At 34.4% G+C, this 18,426-nt stretch carries 17 protein-coding genes and 2 pseudogenes; 1 reads left to right on the top strand and 18 read right to left on the bottom strand.

What is annotated here, in order from left to right; translation table 11 throughout:
• Positions 1-75: 75 nt before the first annotated feature.
• From GX308_02940 to GX308_02875, 14 genes and pseudogenes are all read right to left on the bottom strand, one after another.
• Positions 76-975: a cation transporter gene (locus GX308_02940; protein NLK21051.1), complete on the bottom strand. Its 900-nt coding sequence runs from the start codon at positions 973-975 to the stop codon at positions 76-78.
• A gap of 153 nt (positions 976-1,128) precedes the next feature.
• The gene (locus GX308_02935) at positions 1,129-1,278 is read right to left on the bottom strand and encodes a YvrJ family protein (GenBank protein ID NLK21050.1); all 150 of its coding nucleotides are present in this window, start codon (positions 1,276-1,278) and stop codon (positions 1,129-1,131) included.
• Between the two features lie 54 nt (positions 1,279-1,332).
• Positions 1,333-1,557: a DUF2922 domain-containing protein gene (locus GX308_02930; GenBank protein ID NLK21049.1), complete on the bottom strand. Its 225-nt coding sequence runs from the start codon at positions 1,555-1,557 to the stop codon at positions 1,333-1,335.
• Positions 1,558-1,594: 37 nt separating this feature from the next.
• Positions 1,595-1,801 carry a DUF1659 domain-containing protein gene (locus GX308_02925; protein ID NLK21048.1) on the bottom strand — a complete coding sequence of 69 codons (207 nt, stop codon included), beginning with the start codon at positions 1,799-1,801 and terminating at the stop codon, positions 1,595-1,597.
• A gap of 65 nt (positions 1,802-1,866) precedes the next feature.
• Complete coding sequence (locus tag GX308_02920) at positions 1,867-2,580, bottom strand: N-acetylmuramoyl-L-alanine amidase (GenBank protein ID NLK21047.1); 714 nt, start codon at positions 2,578-2,580, stop codon at positions 1,867-1,869.
• Positions 2,581-2,593: 13 nt separating this feature from the next.
• Complete coding sequence (locus GX308_02915; protein ID NLK21046.1) at positions 2,594-2,842, bottom strand: DNA-binding protein; 249 nt, start codon at positions 2,840-2,842, stop codon at positions 2,594-2,596.
• 164 nt (positions 2,843-3,006) lie between these two features.
• Positions 3,007-3,741: an ImmA/IrrE family metallo-endopeptidase gene (locus GX308_02910; GenBank protein ID NLK21045.1), complete on the bottom strand. Its 735-nt coding sequence runs from the start codon at positions 3,739-3,741 to the stop codon at positions 3,007-3,009.
• Positions 3,742-3,749: 8 nt separating this feature from the next.
• A complete protein-coding gene (locus GX308_02905) occupies positions 3,750-4,124 on the bottom strand; it encodes a helix-turn-helix transcriptional regulator (GenBank protein NLK21044.1) in 375 nt (124 codons plus the stop codon).
• 254 nt (positions 4,125-4,378) lie between these two features.
• A pseudogene (locus GX308_02900) lies at positions 4,379-5,311 on the bottom strand (ketopantoate reductase family protein).
• A gap of 11 nt (positions 5,312-5,322) precedes the next feature.
• Positions 5,323-5,499: a hypothetical protein gene (locus GX308_02895; GenBank protein ID NLK21043.1), complete on the bottom strand. Its 177-nt coding sequence runs from the start codon at positions 5,497-5,499 to the stop codon at positions 5,323-5,325.
• A gap of 253 nt (positions 5,500-5,752) precedes the next feature.
• Positions 5,753-5,923: a hypothetical protein gene (locus tag GX308_02890; protein NLK21042.1), complete on the bottom strand. Its 171-nt coding sequence runs from the start codon at positions 5,921-5,923 to the stop codon at positions 5,753-5,755.
• 609 nt (positions 5,924-6,532) lie between these two features.
• A complete protein-coding gene (gene mcrC, locus GX308_02885; protein NLK21041.1) occupies positions 6,533-7,582 on the bottom strand; it encodes a 5-methylcytosine-specific restriction endonuclease system specificity protein McrC in 1,050 nt (349 codons plus the stop codon).
• A gap of 5 nt (positions 7,583-7,587) precedes the next feature.
• Positions 7,588-8,898 (bottom strand): AAA domain-containing protein, encoded by a 1,311-nt coding sequence (locus tag GX308_02880; protein NLK21040.1) that lies wholly within the window; start codon positions 8,896-8,898, stop codon positions 7,588-7,590.
• 1,127 nt (positions 8,899-10,025) lie between these two features.
• Positions 10,026-10,226 (bottom strand): annotated as a pseudogene (locus tag GX308_02875) (single-stranded DNA-binding protein).
• 202 nt (positions 10,227-10,428) lie between these two features.
• On the opposite strand from GX308_02875, the gene GX308_02870 reads away from it, so the two are divergent.
• Entirely contained in the window at positions 10,429-11,019 is a 591-nt protein-coding gene (locus GX308_02870) for a cupin domain-containing protein (protein ID NLK21039.1), read from the top strand.
• A 27-nt stretch (positions 11,020-11,046) separates the two neighbouring features.
• On the opposite strand, the gene GX308_02865 is transcribed toward GX308_02870, so the two are convergent.
• From GX308_02865 to GX308_02850, 4 genes are all read right to left on the bottom strand, one after another.
• Positions 11,047-12,297, bottom strand: coding sequence for a hypothetical protein (locus GX308_02865; GenBank protein NLK21038.1), 1,251 nt, complete (start codon positions 12,295-12,297; stop codon positions 11,047-11,049).
• Positions 12,287-14,113 carry a DUF2339 domain-containing protein gene (locus GX308_02860; GenBank protein ID NLK21037.1) on the bottom strand — a complete coding sequence of 609 codons (1,827 nt, stop codon included), beginning with the start codon at positions 14,111-14,113 and terminating at the stop codon, positions 12,287-12,289. The genes GX308_02865 and GX308_02860 overlap by 11 nt, the downstream gene beginning before the upstream one ends.
• 102 nt (positions 14,114-14,215) lie before the next feature.
• On the bottom strand, positions 14,216-16,054 hold the full coding sequence (locus GX308_02855; GenBank protein NLK21036.1) for an ABC transporter ATP-binding protein: 1,839 nt from the start codon (positions 16,052-16,054) through the stop codon (positions 14,216-14,218).
• On the bottom strand, positions 16,051-18,264 hold the full coding sequence (locus GX308_02850) for an ABC transporter ATP-binding protein (GenBank protein NLK21035.1): 2,214 nt from the start codon (positions 18,262-18,264) through the stop codon (positions 16,051-16,053). The genes GX308_02855 and GX308_02850 overlap by 4 nt, the downstream gene beginning before the upstream one ends.
• Positions 18,265-18,426 lie beyond the last annotated feature (162 nt).

Here is an 18,426-nt window from a genome sequence, read left to right as displayed (position 1 = left end):
AAGATAAATATTTAGTCAAATCATCTTAGGACTAGAACACTTATATATTTTATCATATAATTGCAATACTCGGTACTAGCTGTTAAAGGGTTCGACATGGATTGTTATGATGGAGGATTCTCCAAAGGAGCTCCTTAACTGCCCTTCTAGGGCATCGCATACCTGATGGGCATCTTTTATATTTAGATTGTCGTTGACTAGGATATGAAACTCAATGGCTGTACCACTTCCTATCTTTCGTGCCCTCAGATGGTGAAAATCCTTAACTTCCTTATTTGAACCAATGACCTCCTTGATTTTTGATTTATCTTCCTTATTAAGGGAGGCTTCCATAAGCTCGTTGATAGCTGGGGTTAGGATTCGATAGGCGATTTTGAAAATAAAGAGACCAACTATTATGGAGGCAATGGGATCAAGAATAGCCCCCCTTCGTCCTAGTATAATTGCTCCACCAATTCCTAGTAAGGTACCAATGGAGGAGAAGGCGTCGGAACGGTGATGCCATGCATTTGCTATGATGGAGGGGCTTTTTATTTTATTGCCCACTATTATGGTGTAGTGATATAAGATTTCTTTTGACAGGATGGATAGTAAGGCAGCCACCAGTGCAATAATCCCCGGAACGGCTAAGGACTCCCCTTTTATAAAAGCTCCAATATTTCTTATCCCTGATTTTATGATTTCGAAGCCAACAAAAAATAAAAGGACGCCTATAACAGCTGTTGCCAAAGTTTCATATTTTCCATGGCCATAATTATGGCAATCATCTTCTGGTTTTTCGGAAAACTTAAACCCTAATAAAACAACCATATCTGTTAAAAAATCCGATAGGGAGTGTATGCTATCTGCAATCATAGCACCACTCCCCCCAAGGATTCCAGCATATATCTTAAATACAGTCAACAGGGTGTTTACCCAAAAACCAATTAGGGTTATTTTTTTGGCCTCTTTATTTCTTAATGTTTCCTTCTCCATTATATTTCCCCCTCAACTTAATAACTGGATAACCACAATGCCCAGTATCTATTACATATTGTATGCGGGGAAAATTTTTATGTTATCTTATATGTTATTCTGAGTGTATCAAAGAATCTATAATGAATAATTGTAATACCTAATACCTAATACCTATAATCTTATCAAATTGCCTACGGCATCTCCTAGCTGGTCGATGCTTTTTGTTAGCACATCTATCTTCTTTTCAAATCGTACCAGTAGGTATACGGATACGACTATAGGGAAGCCTATATTGCTTATATAATTTAGTATCTCTTCCATCTAATGCCTCCTTCCTTTTTAACACCATAAAAGGCAGGTTTCCCTGCCTTTTTCTTATGCTACTTGGATTGTTTCTATTGTTCTAGTTACGGTTCTAGCTCCAGATTTTTCTATTAGGCTGCCATGGTTATCGCTAAAGATGTCTGCAGCGATGAGTTGATTCATGGCATTATTAACTTCTGATTCGGTCATGTTCGCCCTTGGAGAAGGTACGGAAATAGTCACTTTTTTGCCATCATCGGCTACAAAAGTCATTTCTAATGATTTGTTGGTTTCCACTTTGTATACACCTCCTTTTTTCTAAGTTTTTTGTTGATTAGATGTCTTCAAGTTCTGTTTCTACGATTTTCTTAACCATTTCTACAGGTCTTTCTGAAAGGGATGCAATCGTTCCAGCCGCATTGAATATGTCTTGATCTTTTGCAGATGTCTTTAGATTGCTGTAAGTCTTTGAAACTGTTTTGTCTCCGTCTTTGAATTGTAAGCTTAATTTTGTGCCTACTACAGATCCCACTACTGCCATATGTTTCACCTCCCATCTTTTGAATTCTTCTTTATGGTAATTCATTTGGTGGGAAACAAATAGGATTATGGTTCAGGGGAATTTTCTAAGAATTTTTCCACTACCCGTTTCATCAAAAGGCATACTGCCCAAACAGGCATTGGTTCATGGATTTTATCCTTCCAACCCTGAAGATCATTGAGAAGGCCTTGATTATTTAGAAATTCTACCCCATCATATCGCCATTTTACCTCTGGTTTTGGGGCTTCTTTCAGTTCTTCCATGAGCCTTTCCCAGGGAAAATCCACTCCCGGGCAATTTGGCTTTCCTATGGGGTCGATTTCGCAGTGGCCTAAAATATGATTGCGGTCCATAGGAAATTCTTTTTTCCAAGTTTTTTTTATGTAATTTGCGATATATTTGTGAAGCCAGAGGGTGGCCATAAATTGGCTTTGAGTTAATTTTCCCGTGGTTCCCTCATGTTCGATGGATACGGAGTAAAGGTTTGGGTTGATAGTTATACTTCGAATTAGAGGGCTTTTTGCTTTGGGAATATCGTATAGTTTGAGTCCGTTTGCCCATGCCATATCTTCTATCCTTACATACTGAAATATTTCTCCTTCAAAAGTTACTAAAAAGTGGGCTGAGGACTGTCTGTTGTTTGGGGTACGAAACCAGCTATCACAGCTTTTTGCAGATCCAGCTACGATATGATTGACAATGATTATTGGGATATTTTCTTCCCGGGACGAATGATTGGTATGTTCATTCCCCCTCCAGATTATTTTGTATTCTTCCATTTTAAGACTCCTTTCATTTGGTTTTTTTCCTTAACCAATTTCTGATGGTGCGTTCACAAACATTGTATTTTTGGGCTAAGGTCTTATAATTACTTCCGTCAAACTCACTGCTTAAGACATTGCCTAGGGTTTCTTTTAGCAAAAATTGAGGTTTGGGGATGTAGATGGATGTTCCCCCTAGTTCTTTTGTGAGCAGATATAGGTTTTCTATGCCAATGATTTGGGCGTATTGATTGTAGGGTTCCGGCAGGTCTTTTATAATACAGTTTTTTAAAAGCTTTTGTTCTACTTTCACTTTGTACCTCCTGAAAATAAAAATTGTACTTCATTTTGAGCATACTATCTTGGATCCTAACAAGGCCCAAAACCTTATCTAGTAAGCTGAATAGCTTACAGAATGTTTATTAATAACGCCCCTGGTGGGGCTTATTTTGTGAAATTATTGTTGGAAATAATCCCTAATTGCTTTAGGCGATACTCCGCAGCTTGTTTAGATACATTGAAGGTTCTAACGATTTTATAGATATAATCCTTATACCTTATTTCATCGTCTTTATTAGGAAGGAGGGATTTGATTAAGTGGTATACCATGGTCTTTGGCATAAGCAATGCAGAAGACATATAATTCGCCTGCCATTCCATTCTATCCCCATCATCCCACTGGGATACGGGCTTTGTCTTAGACGCGATAGGCAGTGCCCTACACTGGACCATGGCCCCAAGTTCCCTGCCAAATACAATGGACTGACTAGAAAGACAGGTAAAATAATGTTTATGAAAGATATTGTGGCCCCCCTCATGGCCCATGGTATACCTATATCTATGTTCTTGGCCTAAAGCTAGAAGGCTATTATCAATAATGATAGTTCCTGCCTTGGTGCTGATGTATTCTGCCTGTTGGGTTATTGGGTCATAGACCGGTAATTTGTTTGTATCATTAAAGACGGTCATTCCAAGATATATTCCATTATGGGATAGATACTGGAAGTCTTGTTTTAAGCCCAAGTAATTCTGAATAAATGAATCAATATCCAACTCCATGGGAGTTTTCATTGCTTTCGGGCAAAAATCCTGTAGATAGGCTTCTGCTATGTTATCAATTTCTATTTTGCTTAAAATAGGTACACCATTTCTTTTTATTCTGTACGATGGGAAATACATGAATAAATTTACCCCTTTCTTTTCTTTAGTTCATCGACAAATCTAAGCCATTCCTCCTCTCCTGCGTCTAAATCCCTGGCTGTACGAAGTGCGGCACTGACATAGTCCCTTTCCATAATGTACTTTGGAAGGTCTGGCGCTACTTCATTTCTCTTCTTTCCTGCTAAATCAAGCATAATTATCTTCTCATCTTCCGATAACATCAAAATGCTGGAAAGAAGTTCTAGCTTTCCTAAATCAAAGGGATTTCGTCTGTCTTTTTCTACATCGCTTAAATATGGTGGGGTTATCCCAAGTCTTTTCGCCATTTCTCTAAGTGTTATCTTTTTTTCTTCTCTTTTTTGAGTAATAAAGTCACCAAAGTTCTGATATCGTTTGCTCATGTTTTTCACCCATTCTATAAAATTTTGGTTTAAGGTTGATTTCTGCAACGTTGGATGGCGATATGTAATTCTGTAAGCATAATAGCTTATGTGAATATTGTACAATTTAAAATATCATTTGTCAATATGTGGAAACAAAGAAAGAGCCCAGAAGAACCGTCCCAAATGATTCCCATTTTAGTTATAGGTAAGTGGAAACAAATCCTTAAAAGTTTCTTATCTATCCATCTATCTATATATTTTAATACATTGTTCATATTATTATAAAAAGTAGGTGCTTCCACTCCTAAGTCTATACCAGCTTGATATACAGACTTACACCCATATGAAATATCATTAATATCATTGTGAAGGGTCATAATGCGTCTAGTAAGTTCATTATTTTTAAACAATTGTTTCATCAGCCTTCCCGCTAAATTACGTTGTATTTTATAAGGTAAAATCTCACTAATATAGTTTCTCATATGTACTCCACGAGCTTTTACAATTTTTAAAGTTTCTCTAATTGTGATTACAGCTTCTGTTAATGCTTTAGGATTATCCATCAAATCAATAGCCAACTGTCTGGAGTCTTCTAACTCACCTTTTTTACCTGCAGTTGTTGTGACTCCTGCATTAATAGCCATATGTATCCATATCCACTCAATCATATCGTAAGGTTTTTCAGTTTTTATTCCACTGTTTTTAAACAAATTTTCTAATTGGATATAGTTTTTTAAATCTGTCTTCCCCTCCTTTTCAATCATTATGTGATCAAAAAGCACGCAATCTAGTTTATTGCCGCTTATATTTCCGCCTGCAGTTGGAAACCCAATAATATAAGGGTAATCATGAACCATTTTAATAACCTCATCTCGGGTACTCCAAAAGTTGGAAAATAAAATTAAAGTACCTTTTATTCCTTTTTCTTTCAAAGATTTTATAGCACCTTCTAACTTTCCACTTGATACACTTATTAATATAAAATCGTACTCACTACCGTCTTTAGCTATATTTACATCATACTTATCTTTATATTCTTTACCTTTGCGCTTGTAACGTCCATCGAGAATATTTATCTTAACTGTGCTTGGATAATTATTTTTTCTTTCATCTCTTATAAAATGCTCTGTATAGTAACCTGCTTTTTTAAAGACATAACCATAAGTAGTACCAATAACACCTACTCCTAAAATTAGTATTCTCATAACTATTCCTCCTAATATTTTATATTAGTCTTATTTATCAATAGGTTTTTAATATAATTAAACTGTTCGTCTACTAGCCCCTCTGTAATCTCCATTACTTCTGATGAAACTCTTAATCCTTCTAGTAAGAACAAGATAGTTCTTGCTACTGCCTTCTTATCTATATTATTAAATTCTCCCCTTTCCATACCATATTGAATTAAATCATATTAACCATTGGGTAACCATTGGGTAACCATTGGGGACGGTTCTTTTTTAACCATTGGGGACGGTTCTTTTTGATTTGCCTTTGATTTATTTAGGCTTTAAGATATTTATAGGAGACTAGCAATCTTTCTTAAGGATAACTTGCTTCTTTTTATTAGTCTTATGATAAGCTCCTTCATATACATATCATTACCCTTTATCTGTCTTAAATCAATGATTCCTTTTTCATTAAAATCAAAAAGAACCGTCCCCAATGATTATAAATCTGTCCTCTTCTCTAGTGTTCGGAAGTCTAGTAGTTAGAACACATAGGCTATTGTTTTGCACCTTGTTAAGTTTCATAGGTTGTCCTGCCCTCTCGCCCCTTTGGACTATGCCAGCCATTGCCTTCCACTCTCTTAACATCTGGCTCTCATAATAAACATAAGCTCCACCATTATGTATATCATCTAATTCCAGTCGAGAAATATCTCCATTTAAGTAGGATAAGCAATCAGATTCTTTTGAGGAACACCAAGTTCTCTGTTCTATCTCTATATTATTTTTTATAATCTCATCGCTACAAACTCCATTAAAACCTATTTCTTTGTCAGACTTACCACCATCACAATAATTACATTTAAAGGCAATATTTTCTCTTGGGTAAATTTTTGCTTTTCTTTCTTTTTTCTCTTCTTTAGTAGGGGCTACTTTTAAATTTTCTTTTTCTTTCCTAGCTGATTCTTCCTTCTTTTCTTCTTCTAGTCTTTTTATGGCTTCTATTTCTTCTTTAACCTTATTATTAAATTCTGTATCTTCTGTAGATAAATATCTGTCAAAAGCATTAGGGTATCCAAACTTTTTTTTCGCCTTCAGAAAATTTAACTGTTATATATGAATCAACCTTATCTATAATAATTCCAGCCCCAAAAATCTTATGGCTTACTTTCATATTTATTAAGTCCATTAAAGCCCACTCCTTTAATTCTTATTAAACTCCATTTCTAAATCAAATCTTTTAATTATGCTCCAAGTTTAATCTATAATAGACATTAACCTCTTTTCAATATTATTCCACTCTGTATTTAAGTTTAAAGTTTTAATCATTATTCTTTTATTGGTTATTGGAAAAATTGCATCAATATCCTTATCTATAGTTGGATATAATAATATCCCTTCCTTTTTTCCCTCATATTGGCTATTGGAAAGATAGGCAAAAATTTGATAAAGGTGACTTGTTCTAAGCTTTTCAATATCACTTCTATTGCCTTTGACTAATGTTTTAGAATAATATTTAGTATCAATTATCATTTGTGTTTTTTCAGCCTTGTTCTCAACCACTATGTCTGTTCTCATTTCAGGAAGAAGTAGTAAGTCATCCTCCTTAACCTCAGCTTCAATATCCCAATTTAATTTTGGAGCATGCACTTTATAGATTGAGTTATCTAAGTGTAATTTGTAGAAATTCAAAACAAACTTCTCATATAAATTTGCCATTTGTTCATCTCTGATAAAATCTAAAAATATATATTCATTTTCTTTTTCTTTCGTTATAAGACCCTTAAATATTAATTCACTAATATTTATTAGCAGCTGATAATGTTTGTTATTTCTATTGTAACGCAATAAAGAAAATAAAGAATCAGATAGGACTATTTCACTAATACCTGTAAAATACATCCTTTGTCTTAATAGTTGCTTTCTTAAGCTGTTATCTAAATCTGGTGCTTTTATTAATAGTCCAATAGTTGTTTTTATTATTTGATTTAAGATAATATTTTCAGAAAATTCATCGAAAGAACATAACATCTTACCATGTTGAAGGGACTGGTTTTTTATTGATGAGGTTATATCAATCTTTCCCCTTAAAGTAGATGTAAGTTCTTTTTTGTCTATATAATATCTTGAAAAACCTCTTTTTTTAAGGTTGATTATCCCATTTATATATATCCTAGAAAGTAAATTATAAATATTATCAAATTCTTCGCTTCCTACATTTATAGTTTCTGACTCTTCCAATATACCCCAAGCATAGGATAGCATGTAGTATATATTTTTAATTGGAATTTTAGGTCTACTCCCCATAGTTGTCACCTTAATAACTCTTCAACAAGGGTTTGCCCCTTTTCTTCATCATCAAACCAATACTCTTCAATCAGTGGGGCTATCTCATATCTAATAATTTCTTCATACCAATTTTCAGAACTTACATAATCACAAAAATAGCTATGCCCTACCCTAAAACCTTTACCAAGAGATAGATCCTTCTCAATTTCCTGATTAAGTTTTTTCATTTTCTTAACTATTTTATCTATTAAATTTAAATCTGCTCCTTGGGATAAAAGGTGATTTTTGAATATTTCTTTTTCAAATGCTGGCTCTAAATCTACAAAGGAAAACCTTCGCCTTAAGGCATAATCAATTATGGCTAAACTTCTATCTGCCGTATTCATCATTCCAATAATATATAAGTTTTTAGGTATATAGAAAGGTTCATCTGAATATATAAGGCTAATTTCTTCACCACGCTTGTCAGATTCTATTAACATCATAAGTTCTCCAAATATTTTACTCATATTTCCCCTGTTAATTTCATCTATAATAAAGAAATATTCTTCATCTATATTTTCTGCTGCTAGTTTACAAAATTCATAAAAAGGTCCCTCTTTTAATTCAAAACCGCTGCCGTTGGGTCTATAGCCCATAATAAAATCCTCATATGAATATGACTGATGGAACTGCAAAATCTTCACCCTTGTTTCATCTCTTATACCCATAAGAGATGAAACAAGCCTCTTGGCTATAAATGTTTTCCCTACACCCGGTGCACCTTGTAAAATTAAATTTTTCTTCCTTTCTAGCAAGGATTTTATAGTCATATATTTTTCTTCATCCATAAAAACTTCTTTTAAAAAGTCTTCCTTAGTATAAGGCTCATATTCCCTATCTCTTGGCAATTCTATATCTTCACTAACTTTTCCCTCTGTTTTTATTTCTCCACTCCAAGCCTTATATGATAATTCGGGGAAAGAATGAACTGGATAATCATCTTCCTCAAATTTCATTTTTAACAATTCTATTAAACTTAAATAATCTAAAGCTGTACATGTTTTTTTAGTTGAGTTTAGAGGAATCTTTATCTTTAATTTTTCTACTAAACCAGTTCTTGTATTATTATCTAAAGTTAAATAATCCCAGGGTCTTATCCAATATAAAGCAAAAGTAATATTCCATTGTACTCCATGTTGCTGGATTACCTTATCGTATATATCTATGAAAAGTTCTTTATTTGTTTCTGTATAATCATCTGCTAGCTTTAGTGCTAATTCAAAAAGTTTCCATAGATTATCAATGTCTCCATCTTTCCTATGCTTTTTATCCCCGAAAAACCAAGACTTCATATTATTAAGGACAGGTATTCCTTCAAATGAATCTGGTATGATTTCCTCAATTTCTAGATACTCTGAAAACTTTTCCATGATTTTTATTCTATTCTTATCTGTAATTCCCTTGTTGAACAAACCTATAACAGTGAAGGGACATATATCATCTAGGATTTCATCTTTTCCATCTCCTGATTTTTTTACCATTGGATTTTTCATGCCAATGTCATTAAAAATTTGATTAATAATTTCTAATAATTCTTCCCTTTTATTTTTATATTCTAATAACTTATTAGCAAAAACTTCATAAAAACTTATCCATCCATACTGTTCATTTTCCTCTAATTGATAGTCCTCTTCATAATAATAATCCAGAAATTTATTATAATATTGCTCCTTTCCTTTAAAGGTAAAGTCAATTAAAGCTTCTTCTCGCCAGCCCTCTTCTCTATTTAATTGCCAAACTGTACTTCTATTGGTGAAAAAATACCATTCTCGTATCGGATCTATCTCTTTCCAATCAACCTTTAAATTACGACCATCTTTTAAGTTATCTACAACTTTTCCAATAGCTTTAATTCCCATAACAGAAATACTATCCCCTTCATTATCAAAGGGTAAATCATATTTTCGTGTATAAGAGGACTTTATAGCTATCAAATCTCCAATCTTAATAGAATTTACTAAATCTATGTATTTGTTACTATAGCCATTTTGCCATATACCTTCCTCAATAAATTTCTGCGTCTGATCTTGCCTATTTATAGCTGCGCCTACAAACCATGTTCTTGACTTATCCTTATCTTTACCCTCTGTCTCCTCTTCAGAGCTAATATATTGTTTATAGTGTTCTAAAGCCGAGCTCCATCTTCTATTAGACTCTTGATTTTTTTCTATATATAAATCAGACCCTTCCAGCAAATTTATTTTCTCATTCAATTTATTTAAATTCTTAATTTGATATATGTCTTCACTAAATAGATTGTTTAGTTTTCCAAATTTACTAATTGTATTTATAGCAGAACCATACGAATTAATTATACCAATTTTCAAATCAGTATTATTTTTTAGCCATTTTTCAAATACTTCCCGTTCCATTTTACTCACTCCTTATATTCAAATAACTGTACATATTTATATTAATCTTAAAGCTTCATGTATCTTTGTTGGTTAGAAGATGTTTTTTCTATTGCTTTGATTCCTCCACCATCCATCTTATTTACCTGATTGAGAAATAATGTTCCAAGTAAAATTCTATCTTTCCTAGGAATTCTATTCCAAAGATATCCCTTAAATAGATCTTTAACTAGAAAAACTTCACCTTTCTCTAGTTTTTTAGTTTCTTTCTATGTAAATAAAGGTTATCGTCAGATAAAGTATTATATTGTATATTTTTGTATTATTAGATAATAGTATAGTTTATTAGGAGTTATTTTACAATATAAAAAGGATGGTTTGTAAAGATCTTTCGCTTACACTCAAGATGACACTTATTTTGTCTTAAAATCATATTATGGTGTTGTAGGATTCAAATTTTTTGTGAGAGGAATGAGATTTATGAACAATGGTTATCCTTACTACGGAAATGCATCCATGTATAACCCCAATAATATGTATTACGGCAACAGTCCTTACCCCACCTGGCCTAAACAGCCAATGGAAAGTCAGTTTCTGTATCCATTTTATAATGGGGCAGAATATGATTATAATAAGGACTTTTCCAGAATCCATTTAAGGGATTATGGTCCTGAGCCCTTTGTGGTGGATATCGAAGATGCTACTGAGGAAAATGATACCTTTAGAACTGCTTTATGGACCGGTAATCATTTGCAAGTAACGTTAATGAGTATCGATGTTGGAGAAGATATAGGGTTAGAGGTCCATTCCGATCTTGATCAATTTATACGGATTGAAGACGGGGAAGGTCTTGTGATGATGGGCCCTAGTAGAGACAATCTAAATTTCCAAGCTAGGGTAAAAGATGATTATGCTTTTATTATACCTGCGGGAACATGGCATAATCTAATTAATACGGGACATAAACCCATTAAACTCTATTCCATCTATGCACCTCCTGAACATCCTTTTGGAACAGTTCATAGAACCAAGGCTGAGGCTGCTGAAGAACATCATTATTAGGGGTTATAACTTAAGGGATAAATAAAATTATTTATCCCTTAAGTTTTTTGCTACTATAAGTCCTAATACCCCTACAGCCAGCGCGATGGAAATCGTTGTAATATAAGGATTTCTTTCAGTAAAGGGAATGTCTTGTTTTTTGTAATTTTGATTGATATTTTCTTGCCCTAATTGGGATTCTTGGAGGGTTTTTTCATCTATATGGGCTGCTATATAGGAGATATCGTATATCGGAGCCCTATAGGCCTTACTGCCATAATACAGGCTATAAGTTTTATCAAGTTCTGTCTCAAATACTAAGGTATCTGGCAGATAAAAGAAATCTATCCCCCCAATCTTTAGGGAAGCATTGTCTTCATTATTGATGATGAGTTTTACATATCTTTGACAGGTAGTGTCAATTTTTATTTTATTGTTATCCACTTTATAATCCCCTATATCAAAGGAAGAAATAACGTCCTCTGCAATTAGGTTCATTTTCTTTATCTCATCACCTGTTAAAATCTTTACTACCCTATAGTAGTTTTTGCCATCTGCGTTTATCGTTATGGCGGATAGGGGGAGATTTGTATAGTGCATATCAAGAACTATTTCTGTGGTCTTTTCAATCTGAGTAAGGGATACAATGTCGGATTCTATTTGTTTTTCCATAGGAATATAGGGCAGGTTTTTAGTATAGGATACCTTACTTATATCTTTAGGGGATACCCTTCCCATGGCTATTTCAAATTCTGCCCTTAGGTAATTGTAATTTACCTCATCAAAGGCAATAATGTTATTATGCCCTTTATTTATATCATCAAAACTATAAATATACCCCTTTGTGTGGATGGGAAAAAAGTCCCTTCCGTCCGTACTTCCATAGAGATTGGGAGATAGTAAAAAGTTACGGCTAGCTATATCTATGGTAATTTGATCATAGGTTTCTACTAAAGAGGATTCCCTAATAAAATCTGCCCTAAGAATCTCCTGATCTTCGGAAAGGTTGAGTATGCGAAAATCTATTGTTTCTACATTTTCCTTAGAAAATCCATTATATTTATGGTACGGCACCTCTACTCCATCTTGATCAAATATTCGTATATCTGGAACTAAATGACCGGCAGAGTCATATACCTGAGCATCTAGCTTTATGGAGCTTAAGCCCTTTCCCATTTGAGGTATTTTCTTGAAATATTGAAATTTATTAGGGGTAATATCCTGGGCAAAACCATCATTTATCGGATTTAAAAAAAGTATAAGCATTCCCATTAAACCCAAGGTTTTTTTAAGCTTCATCAGCATCCTCCCCCAAAATGAGATTTTTATATTTTTGGTATATGAAGGATATACCAATTAGTATAACTCCCAATACCATAAAGGACAGTATCCTATATATGCCTATTAATGAAGAAAGATCAAATAGAAACACTTTAAAAATAACTAAAATAAACAAACAAAGGGAAAGTATCCTCATGGACTTGCTATTTTTGATAAAGCCTATAAAGATTAAAATAATTGAATATAAAAGAACAACCAATGATCCGATAAGATTTTCCATATAGATATATTTTTCGATTTTTTCCTGTTGCCCTAGGGACTGGGCTTTTTCTATCAATCTTCCAAAAATATTGGAGGTATCCGCCAGGAAGAAACCTATTAAGAATAGGTTGAGAATCACTGTAAAAATGATATTAATACCGGATTTATCCTTTCGATTTGCCCATAATGATCCAAAAAGAACAACAATGGAAGTAATATATATTATGGAATTGATGTTTAAAAAAGGTATCTTGGTTATATCATTTCCTATATAAATCAAATTAACCCATAAACTAATTAAGGCAATTATCATTACGATAATATAAGAAAAATAAATCTTTATATATTCCGTTTTGGTAGATAAATAGGAGAGGGCAAAGGCTTCTATTGCCCATGCCAAGGATAAAAATCTCCCCTCTAATTGTACGGGTATGGCTATGGTAATAAAGGTTAGAGAAACCAAAAGTAAAAAAGTAAGGAAGTTCTTATACGCATCAATAAATTTTCGGATTCCAAAGTAAATCCCAAGATATAATAGGGCGATAACAATGGTAAAGATACCTAAAAGGCTATCGTTATACTTTAACAGCATTTTGTAGCCTTCGGCATAAAAGACTATGGCATTTATAAATATTAAAAAGAAATCAAATTTCAAATGGGTTTTCTTGTTTTTTAGGTTTAGGTTCATTAAAATCGATATCACTAAAAACTCAGCAAATATCACAATCAAAGGCAAAAACCCTGTAAAGAACTGAATCTTTTCTACCCCAGCTACATCAATTACAAATCTGCCAATTAGCCATCCCAAAAAACAAAAATGGGTAGCAAAAAAAGCAAAGTTAAACAGGGACTTCCAGTTCTTATAATATGAAATAATAACAATTCCAAGATTTAAAATAACTAAATAGGCTAAGAAAAACACATCGTTAGTTTCCCCACTAGATAATAGAAATGGGGTTAGAAATCCAGTCAAAACCCCCAGATGCATAATGGTTACAGTATCGTTTTTTATGGCTAGGAATGTACTTGCTAAGATAATAAGGACAAATAAGATAAAGGTAATACTTTGCCCAATTAAATTATAAAAAGCAAAGGCTGCAAATACGGTAAAACAAAGTATGGCAATCCCACCACCCATTAGCCCCTCGGAAGGAATGCGGTATTTCTTAAAGAGTAAGTCCCCAGATATAAGCATAGAAACCCCAAACAATACCCCTATAAGAATCCTTCCCTGAGGTCCTATTAGATTGTTATCAAAGGAATACTTAAGGAAAAAGGCTGCAGCAAGGATTAAGGCCATAATACCTACCCTATTAATCCATTTGCCCCCTAGCTCCATTTCTAGATTTTTGGGTTCCTTTTTGACTATTATAGGAGGTTCTGATGGCTTAGGGGTGGTCTGAGGAATAATATTTTTTGGATGAACAGTAGGGGTTACTGTTGGCTTCTTTGTCCCTTGTACTAAGGTAGTCTGCAATGTTGATTTCTTATCCTTATATATTTCTTCTTCTAATTTGGTCAATCTTTTATCCATATCGTATAGTTTTTTGATGATTATTTCGTTTTCATTCATATAAATCCCCCTAGATTTGGTGGTATAATAAAATTATTTTGAAATGCCCTAATTATATCACTAATCTATCTCATTGTCACTTCGAATGGACTGAGGAATCTTTTATGCTGTAAACTGGCTATTATATAGTTCTGCATAAAAACCGTTCTTTTCGAGAAGTTCCTTATGGCTGCCTTGCTCGATGATGTCTCCTTCTTTCATAACGAGAATCAAATCGGCATCCTTTATGGTAGAAAGTCTGTGGGCGATGATAAAGGAGGTTCTGCCTTTCATTAGGTTTTCCATAGCCCTTTGTATGAGCACCTCTGTCCTTGTATCTACGGAGGAAGTAGCTTCGTCCAGTATTAGGATTTTTGGATCTTTGAGTATGGCCCTTGCTATGGTTAGGAGTTGTTTTTGACCTTGAGAGATATTGCTGGCTTCTTCATTTATGAGCATATTATATCCTTCAGGCAAGGTTTTAATAAATCTATGGGTATGGGCGGCTTTGGCTGCCTGTACCACCTCTTGCTTAGTGGAATTGGGCTTTCCGTACCCTATATTTTCTTCGATGGTCCCCGAAAAGAGCCAGGTATCTTGTAGTACCATACCAAAATCATCTCGGAGATCTTCCCTAGTGAAGTCTTTGATGTCTTTTCCATCTACGAAAATCTGCCCTTCGTTTAATTCGTAGAATCTCATAAGAAGTTTAACGATTGTGGTTTTTCCTGCTCCTGTAGGTCCTACTATAGCGACTTTTTGCCCTGGTTTGATATCTGCAGAAAAATCATTGATTATTATTTTATCCGGGTCATATCCAAACTTGACATTCTTAAAGGTTACCCTTCCTTCAACTTTTTCTAATTTTATTGGATCTGTGGTTTCTTTTATTTCTTCCTCTTCTTCCAAGAACTCGAATACCCTCTCAGCAGCAGCTACTGTGGATTGAAGGACATTACTGATTTGGGCTACTTGTCCTATGGGTTGGGTAAAGCTTCTGATGTATTGGATAAAAGAAAGGATATCTCCCACTTCTATGGTTTTTCTAATGGCAAACCAACCCCCTAAAATCGAAACGGCCACATACCCTAGGTTTCCTACAAAACCCATAAGAGGCATCATCATTCCAGAAAGAAATTGAGATTTCCATGCAGAACCATAAAGCTTATCGTTGATTTTTTCGAATGCGTCGATTACTTTTTCTTCAGCGTTAAATGCCTTCATAATATTATGGCCTCCGTAAACTTCTTCTATATGGCCATTTACCTTACCCAAAAATTCCTGTTGGGCTTTAAAGTATTTTTGTGATTTTTTAATGATTCCCATAACCAAAACCATAGAAATAGGCAGTATCAAAACAGCAACAATAGTCATCTGCCAGCTTATGGAGAGCATCATAATTAGTACTCCAAAAAGAGTGACTGTCGATGTAATGATTTGGCTCATGCTTTGGTTTAGGGTTTGGCTAATGGTATCAACATCATTGGTAACCCTAGATAATACATCTCCATGGGAGATGGTATCAAAATACTTTAGGGGGAGTTTATTGATTTTTATGGATATTTCTTTTCTTAGATTATAGGATATCTTTTGGGATACCCCAGTTACGATAAAGCCTTGTATATAGGAAAATACCGCAGAGATAAAATACAATCCCAGTAAAATAAAAACGATATTTCGGATATATATGAAATCCATGCCAGCACCGGCTCCTGTTACCTTCAAGATCAATCCTTCAAATATTTTGGTCGTGACTTTACCGAGTATTTTAGGCCCTGCTATAGAAAAAACGGTGCTTCCTACGGCAAATAGCATAACAATTATAAGTTTTATATTGTAAGGCCTTAGATAAGCCAAAAGTTTTGAAAAAGTGCCCTTAAAGTCCTTGGGTTTTTCAAAATTTCCCCCACGGCCCATGGGGCCCCTCATTGGTCTAGGAGTTTTTATATTTTTTTCACTCATATTGCCAGTTCCTCCTCTGATAGCTGAGATAGTGCAATTTGTTTATATACATCGCAAGTTTTAAGAAGTTCCTTATGGCTACCCATGCCTACTACTTTTCCTTCGTCTAAAACGATGATATTTTCGGCATTTCTTATGGTATTGATTCTTTGAGCAACGATTAAGATGGTTCTGTCTTTTAGTTCTTCCTTCATAGCCTTTCTAAGGGTGGCATCGGTTCTAAAGTCTAGGGCTGAAAAACTATCATCGAAGATAAATAGTTCAGGACTTTTTGCCAAGGCTCTTGCAATGGACAATCTTTGTCTTTGGCCTCCGGATACATTAGTACCCCCTTGGGATATTTCAGAAGAAAACCCTTCTTCTTTTGTATCGATAAACTCTTTAGCCTGGGCTATTCTTATGGCTCTTTTTATAGCTTCATCTTCTACATTGGCATTTTTACCGTACTTTAGATTGCTTTCTATTGTTCCGGAAAACAAGATGCTTTTTTGGGGAACATATCCAATTCTTTCCCTTATATCATGGAGTTTCATATGTCTTATATCAACTCCGTTAAGGAGAATTTCCCCCTTGGTTACATCATAAAATCTTGGAATAAGATTAATTAATGTGGATTTTCCACTGCCTGTACTTCCAATAAAGGCAGTGGTTTGCCCTGGTTTTGCTACAAAAGATATATCTTGAAGAACACATTCTTCAGCATTAGGATATCTAAAACTTACATTTCTAAATTCTAATAAGCCCTTATTACCTGTAACCTTCATAGGGTTTTCAGGGTCGTTTATCAAAGTATTCTTATCTAGTACCTCAGAAATTCTTTGGGCTGATACAGAAGCCCTGGGCAGGATAATAGAAACCAAGGATATCATAAGGAAAGCCATGATAATTTGCATGGAATACTGCATAAATGCCATCATATCCCCTACTTGTATGGTACCATTTTCTATTTCATGAGCTCCTACCCATATGATAAGTAAAATGATTCCATTCATAATGAACATCATAGTAGGCATCATAAAGGTCATCATTCTAGATACAAAAAGGTTAGTTTTTGTTAAGTTTTTATTGGCCTTATCAAATTTATTTTCTTCTATCTTTTGGGTATTAAAGGCCCTTATGACAAGCATCCCATTAAGGGATTCTCTCATTACCCTATTTACCTTATCTACAAGCTTTTGTAGAATTTTAAACTTGGGCATTGTTACAGAAAAAAGAAGTATCACCAAGGTCAGTATTGCCAAAACCCCAACCCCCACTATCCAAGCCATGGAAGTGTTTGTCCTTAGGGCTCTGATAACCCCACCGATTCCTATAATAGGGGCGTAAAATACCATTCTAAGAAGCATTACTGTAAACATCTGAACCTGCTGTATATCATTGGTGCTTCTAGTAATTAAAGAAGCTGTAGAAAAGTCATCAAATTCACTATTAGAAAAGGTGGTGACTTTTTTGAACACCTTATCCCTGAGGTTTTTCCCAAGTCCTGCAGAAGTTCTAGCTGATAAAAATCCAACGGATATGGCTGCTCCCATACTTAATAAGGATATAAGCAGCATAATTCCTCCAATAGATAGGATATAATTGGATTGAAGTTTATTTATGTTTATCCCTATGGCCTCGTATTCAGATTTAATATAATTAGTGGCACCTTGGCTTATCATGGATTCAGGCAGGGATTTAAATTGTTCATTAGCTTTAGTTTTTATGATATCTACCTGCTCCTGGGATAATTTAGATAGCGCAACAAACGGATCCGCCCCCTCGGGTAGCGACATTTTTTCACTAAAAACCCCTTTTTCTATGGTCTCCACTATAAGCATGGGCTTGCTCAGAAAGGAGGCAAGGGCTTCTATTGTATCCTTTGAAGAGGGATTTAAAACATATAAATCGTCCTTTCTGAGGATGGGATATTTTTTGATATACAGATTATAGTCCTTCCCTTTAAGGGTACTCTTACTTATTACCTTATAATTTTCGTCGATGATGGTTCTTTCTTCATCGTTTAAAAATAGCTTAATCTTGTCCATTTCCCTGACTCTAATCACCCTAGGAGCGGTGTTTTCGATACCGTTTTGCTGTATTCCTACATTGACGATATTAGACATATAATCAGGGAGAGCAAGTTCGGTGATGGCCTGCATAAAAAGCAAGGCGATAATGACCATAACCGATAGAGTGAATGGTTTTAATTCTTTAATTATTTTTATCATTGCGACCTCCTAATGAGTTGGTTTTATTTGCTTGATATAAGTTATCTTTCATTTGCAATAGTAGCTTTTACAAGAACAATAGTCAAGGCAATCTATATATTTTATTGCATAAAACTTGGGCAGGCTTTTATGCCTGCCCTATGAGGGGGGTATCTGTATTGG

Origin of the sequence: Candidatus Epulonipiscium sp., assembly GCA_012519205.1 — a bacterium.
GTDB lineage: Bacteria > Bacillota > Clostridia > Lachnospirales > Defluviitaleaceae > JAAYQR01.
This window is presented reverse-complemented; position numbering and strand designations above follow the sequence as displayed.